The sequence below is a fragment of the Marinicrinis lubricantis genome, assembly GCF_042658665.1.
GTDB classification, from domain to species: Bacteria; Bacillota; Bacilli; order Paenibacillales; family KCTC-33676; genus Marinicrinis; species Marinicrinis lubricantis.
Map to the genome: position 1 here is coordinate 1 of NZ_JBHSQV010000004.1, position 5,401 is coordinate 5,401.

6 protein-coding genes and 2 pseudogenes are annotated in these 5,401 nt (G+C 42.9%); 3 read left to right on the forward strand and 5 right to left on the reverse strand.

Going from position 1 to position 5,401, the window contains the following annotated elements:
• The 3 genes and pseudogenes from ACFPXP_RS00825 to ACFPXP_RS00835 form a co-directional block, all read right to left on the reverse strand.
• A pseudogene (locus ACFPXP_RS00825) lies at window positions 1-658 on the reverse strand (stage V sporulation protein AD); the annotation flags it as partial.
• Between the two features lies 1 nt (window position 659).
• Window positions 660-1,139, reverse strand: coding sequence for a stage V sporulation protein AC (spoVAC, locus tag ACFPXP_RS00830; RefSeq protein ID WP_090728258.1), 480 nt, complete (start codon window positions 1,137-1,139; stop codon window positions 660-662).
• 44 nt (window positions 1,140-1,183) lie between these two features.
• Window positions 1,184-2,044, reverse strand: a complete 861-nt coding sequence (locus tag ACFPXP_RS00835) for a DUF421 domain-containing protein (RefSeq protein WP_379891521.1) — start codon at window positions 2,042-2,044, stop codon at window positions 1,184-1,186.
• Between the two features lie 210 nt (window positions 2,045-2,254).
• Between ACFPXP_RS00835 and ACFPXP_RS00840 the strand changes: the two genes are divergently transcribed.
• From ACFPXP_RS00840 to ACFPXP_RS00850, 3 genes are all read left to right on the forward strand, one after another.
• On the forward strand, window positions 2,255-2,461 hold the full coding sequence (locus ACFPXP_RS00840) for a DUF1657 domain-containing protein (RefSeq protein WP_007781230.1): 207 nt from the start codon (window positions 2,255-2,257) through the stop codon (window positions 2,459-2,461).
• Window positions 2,462-2,951: 490 nt separating this feature from the next.
• Window positions 2,952-3,392: a phospholipase D-like domain-containing protein gene (locus ACFPXP_RS00845; protein ID WP_379891525.1), complete on the forward strand. Its 441-nt coding sequence runs from the start codon at window positions 2,952-2,954 to the stop codon at window positions 3,390-3,392.
• Window positions 3,286-3,537, forward strand: a complete 252-nt coding sequence (locus ACFPXP_RS00850; protein ID WP_326069412.1) for a hypothetical protein — start codon at window positions 3,286-3,288, stop codon at window positions 3,535-3,537. Before ACFPXP_RS00845 ends, ACFPXP_RS00850 begins: the two co-directional genes overlap by 107 nt.
• 220 nt (window positions 3,538-3,757) lie before the next feature.
• On the opposite strand, the gene ACFPXP_RS00855 is transcribed toward ACFPXP_RS00850, so the two are convergent.
• Complete coding sequence (locus tag ACFPXP_RS00855; RefSeq protein WP_379891524.1) at window positions 3,758-4,801, reverse strand: YkvI family membrane protein; 1,044 nt, start codon at window positions 4,799-4,801, stop codon at window positions 3,758-3,760.
• Window positions 4,802-5,004: 203 nt separating this feature from the next.
• Window positions 5,005-5,401, reverse strand: a pseudogene (locus tag ACFPXP_RS00860) (Tn3 family transposase); the annotation flags it as partial.

Sequence of the window (5,401 nt, forward strand, 5' to 3'; positions counted from 1 at the left end):
CCAAATCTCGAACATGCGCCTCAATGGTGTCTACCGCTGCAGGAGCCATCGCTGCGCCCATATTAAACGGATCTTTAATGCCCATATCGATAACCCGGCCAATGGTGGCAGATGTAACAACCGGTCCATCACCTTCCATGGATACGATGGCAGCACCGGCCCCGGTTACCGTATATTGGGCGGTTGGCGGTTTTTGCGAACCGTACTCGGTCGGATATCGGAACTGTTTCTCCGCACTGGAATCATGGCTGCATGTCCCCGCCAACACAAATTTCGCCGAACCGGAATTTACAAGGTTAGCTGCTAATGCCAGACTTTCCATCGAGGTTGAACAAGCGCCAAACACACCGAGGTAAGGGATCGATAATGTTCGCGCGGCAAAACTGCTGCTAATGATTTGATTCATCAAATCCCCGCCTATGTAAAACTGTACTTGTTCCTTTGTCAACCCCGCATTTTCAATAGCCAGTTTTGCCGCTTCTTCAAACAATGCCTTTTCTGCTTTCTCCCAGCTTTTTTGTCCCATCATGGATTCTCCATGGACAATGTCAAAATCTTTGGCCAGCGGGCCTCTTCCTTCAAATGGACCCACTACCGTTGCTGTTGATCGGATGAACGGCTTGTTCTCAAATAGCCAACTCTGGTGTCCCTTTAACATATTAAGAGCCTCCCCCGCCTTTGATCAGCAAATGTACAATTCCTACCGCAAAGGCGGCGACTGTACCAAATACAATAACCGGTCCAGCCAGTTTAAACATTTTACCGCCAACACCGAGCACCATACCTTCACTCTGATGTTCAATCGCAGCGGATGCCATCGAATTCGCAAATCCCGTCACAGGCACTGCGGAACCCGCACCAGCCCATTGGGCAAACTTATCGTACACCCCCATGCTGGTCAGAATGACAGAAAGGAGTATCATAACCGCCACGGTAGGGTCTCCAGCTTTTTTCTCATCAAAGCCGCCCCAATGCACAAACATTTCCTGGATGGCTTGTCCAACCAAACAAATGGTCCCGCCAGCTATAAACGCACGAATGAAGTTTTTGAGTATGGGCCTCGGAGGTTCGACGCTTTGCGCCAATTCTTTATATTCCTGTTGTACCCGCGTTAAATTTTTCTTTATATTATTTGCCATGAACATCCTCCTCGATTTTCAGCTGACGTATAATTGGCGAATTGTTAACGAATCAGCAATGGTTTCACTTCACCAATAATCTCTTCTAACGATTTTGAACATTGCTCGTACATCTGCTTTGCATTTTGTTCTTTGGTGGATAAGGCAAACATTTCGAGATCCGCTTCACACTTTTTCAATGTTGCAAGCAATGCGGCTTTCTTCTGAGGTTTCGGTACTTTGATCTGATCATCAAATAAATCAACGTATAGCTGGCCATAGGAATCCACCTGTCCAAGATATACGTTATCAATCGAAACACCTAATTTCTCCAGTTCCGTATCCAACCATTGCCTGTTTAGACCTATCGTGGCAAGCGGCTCGTCCATTATTTTTCCATCCATAATGACCGTTTGAGGCTCTTGTTCCGGCCCGACATTTACTCCAAGGTGTTTAGGCGTTAACGGTTGGTTTTCCTTGGTTAAAAGAACGCTAACGTCACCGCTTGACTCCATGATGGCGAATTCAACATCGGCAGCTTTGAACACATTTTTTTTTCGAAGCTGTTCCATAAGTTCATCCGAGGTAATCCTTTCTTTTTTTAGGTTATCCTCCATGATCTTGCCGTCCTTAATGAGCACTGTTGCTTTGCCGTCGAATAGGTCTCTTGCCGTTTTGCTTTTCAGCTGTAAAAATTCAATCCCTAAAGAAACAACGGTCCAAACCGTCATCGCAACCAAGCCCAGATACCAAGTGGACTCCAGATCCAACGAAACGTAAGCTGCAAGGCTGCCGATCGTGATTCCGGTGATATACTCAAACAATGACAGCTGTGATACCTGCCGTTTCCCCAATATCTTCGTTAGGACAAAAAGAACCCCCATAGCCAATAACGTTCGCAAAGCGATTTCTAGCCAATCCGGCATAATATCACCATTCCTTTCCAATCACATTAATCGACAAAGGTAAATATGTCCCTATTCCATTATTTTTATGCATTTCCATCTGAAAATTTTTCTAACGTATGCTTTTGTTGCGAGACGGAAATATTAATTTCGGTATTGGGAGAATGTAAGCATCTATTCCTAATACCCGTGAAACATTATCTTATCCTAAGGTAAAGGAGGTGACGTTCCGTGACAGTTGCTTCTCAAGTGAAAACGTGCGTAGCATCTTTAAAAAGTGCTCAGGCGAGTCTGGAACAATTTGCTTTGGAAACACAAAATCAAGAAGCAAAATCGCTCTTTACGAATGCGGCCCAACAAACCCAACAAATCGTGCAGCAAGTAGAAAGCCGCGTACAACAGTTGGAAAATGAAGAACCTCAATATAAGGGGTTTTAAGAAAAACAGACAAACCATGAATATTGAGGACATGGCTTGTCTGTTTTCATCGGTGAACAGATTAGAAAAGAGATCAAACCCTACAAGTTGAGTAGGGTTTGATCTCTTTTCGCCACTATTCTTTTGTTTAGACAGCTAACCTTGGATAAACCTAAACACTGCCGCCCCCATCGCGACTGCTAAAGTTGACAGTATCCAAGTTCCCCCTCGGCCCACGCACGCCCATGGCTACGGCCGCCAAATGATGAAGGTTGGAATTGAATGCCGATCTTTTTTCCCCATTCGCTTCCCTTGGGCGCTGTCCTATTGGAGTTGCCGAAATCACTAGATTGTTGTATTCGATGGTCAGGAAGCTTTTACTGGAGGCATCAATATCGGGGATGAATATACCGGATTAAAGTCGAATGTCGGCTTTTGACGCGACACCCATATTCGAATAGTGGGTTAACCTGCAAACGAACTGCAAGCAGTCTTCGACGCCCATTGGAATATCGCGCCTTACTTTGTGCCAGATGCAGACATTATTATGGCGATTAAAGCAGCTTTGGTTCGCGGTGTCCGAGTGCGCTTAGTTCCCCGCCACGTGGTATCGATCATCGTTGGAGCTCCAAGTCGGACCTACTATGGAGAACTTTTGGAAGCCGGGGTTCATATCTACCTCTACAATAAAGGCGTGTTGCATGCGAAGTTAATGATCATTGACGGAGAAATTGCCGAGATAGGCTCCTCAAATTTTGATTTAAGAAGCTACCGTCTGAATTATGAAGTGTGCGAAGTTGTGTACAGTTCTGAAGTAGCACGAAAACTGGCGGAACAATTCGAGCATGATCTTGCGGACTCCATTCCCTTACGGATGGAAGTCCCGCCTCAACGCACGCATTTGCAGCGGATTCTCGATCAAACGGCGTGCTTGCTTTCACCAATCATTTGATGAAAGAGGAAATGAAAAGTTGTTTCTTCAATTCTCAATTGAGTTCTTGCTAGGTTTTGTAGGATTGTCCATCATTACAAAGATGTTAGGGAAAAACCAATTTAGTCAAGTAACACCGTTTGACTTCATTTCAGCTATTTTTTAGGTGAAGTCGTTGGAAATACTCTATATGACATGCAACTGTCTACCCTATGCTGTATTCTTTATTCTTATGGAGGTCATTTATGTTAGCTATTAAGACGGCAGGCCAAAAGTCTTGGAAATAAGAAGTTGGATCGATGGAACCCTGTGCCTTAATTCCGATAGTAGCATAATTACCCAATAGTTGGATTTCGTGCCGAATCAACTTATAAAAATATGGAGACTTAGTCCCTGGGCATCCGTTGAGCTGCTAAAAAAATTAGAAGTATCAAACCCATATACCCAAATAGCGGATAAAGATAAGTAAGTAAGGAGGTGAAACCGGCTTGACTAATCAAAAAACTAGCAAGTAATATGCCAAGAACTAACCAACTTTTAGGAAGATTATATAGACTTTGGATTTGACGAGAAATTCCGAAAACATTGCCTATCAATGTGGTGAATATTTCTCCATAGATTACGAGCAAAAACAATACATGAAAAAACCGCCCGAAATCTCGAATAATCTCGGCCATCGGAATATCGTATTGAAGAATCTCGGGCATCTTTGAGCTCATTGCAAAATGGCTGACAAGAAGCATAAAACCAAGACCAATGCCTCCCCAAAACCCTCCCCATTTTAATGCGCTTTCGTCATCCACCTCACTCCCCAGAGGAACCATAACGGCTAGAATAAAAGCAAAATTCAATCCTGCATACACAAACGGACTCACGAACCACTTCAAATTGTACAGTTGTTGGTTCTGCCAACCGACTATATCAAAAATATTGTCTATTCTGACAACCTTTACGACAAGGAGAATAGTGAAAAAAAGCATCATGGGAACAACTAACGAGTTTACGAACATAATTCCGCTGATTTCCTTCGTCATCACCAGATAACACAAAACGATGCTGATGATAATACCCAGTTGATAGGGTAGACGGAGTTGTTCTTCGAAAATGGTACCGGTTCCTGAAAGCATCACGGCCGTTACCCCAAATAGAATAATAAAAGTCAAGGCATTTGCGACTTTGCCGAAAATCTTGCCAAACAGATAAACATTAAACTCCTGATATGAAAATGCTTTGATATGGTGAGCTAGAATCATCATTTTAGTGCCGATCCACACAAAAAGAAAGGTGCTGCATAAAATGCCTAATACCCCATAGGCTCCGTATACCGTGAAAAACTGCATAATCGACTGTCCTGAAGCAAATCCGGCTCCCAACACGGTTCCCGTATATGTTGCGGCGATTTGTATTATCATATTTGTGTTTTTCTTCATATTTCACCCATGTCCTGGTAGAGAATAGAATCATTAAATTCTATGCTTAAAAAAAATGCTTATTCCAAAAGGAACTCGTTGTCAGCCGTTATGACGAGAATCGATAGTGGTCCGGTAGATCATCAATTAGGGGTACAGTCAGGAAAATGCGGATTTACAACGCTAAGCCCATTTCCCCGACTATTCCCCCAGTTTTAACAACGTTAAGAAAGTTTCAAGGGTCTTAAAGAATCTAACGAGACCATTTTCTCCGAATTAAAATGGTATTCTCCAAGTAAATTAATTTGTTCCCAACCTAGAGGTGACATATGGTGCAATAATTCTTCATTAAAACTACCTGACCGTTTTTGATATTCAACTGCCTTTGTTAGATGTAAAGTATTCCAGATACTGATGGCATTGATAATGATGTTTAAGGCACTGGCTCTTTGCAATTGATGCTGTATGGTTCGTTCCCTAAGCTCTCCTTGTTATCCGAAGAAAATAGCTCTTGCCAGTCCATTCATGGCTTCTCCTTTATTCAATCCTTTTTGTATTTTTCTTCTTAATGATTCATCCGAAATATAATTCAAAATAAAGATCGTTTTTTCTATTCGGCCC

What these genes read in the sequence shown, in the direction of transcription:
- spoVAC (WP_090728258.1), bottom strand. Translation starts at nt 1,139, where the DNA reads ATGGCAAATAATATAAAGAAAAATTTAACGCGGGTACAACAGGAATAT.
- ACFPXP_RS00835 (WP_379891521.1), bottom strand. Translation starts at nt 2,044, where the DNA reads ATGCCGGATTGGCTAGAAATCGCTTTGCGAACGTTATTGGCTATGGGG.
- ACFPXP_RS00855 (WP_379891524.1), bottom strand. Translation starts at nt 4,801, where the DNA reads ATGAAGAAAAACACAAATATGATAATACAAATCGCCGCAACATATACG.
- ACFPXP_RS00850 (WP_326069412.1), top strand. Translation starts at nt 3,286, where the DNA reads ATGATCTTGCGGACTCCATTCCCTTACGGATGGAAGTCCCGCCTCAAC.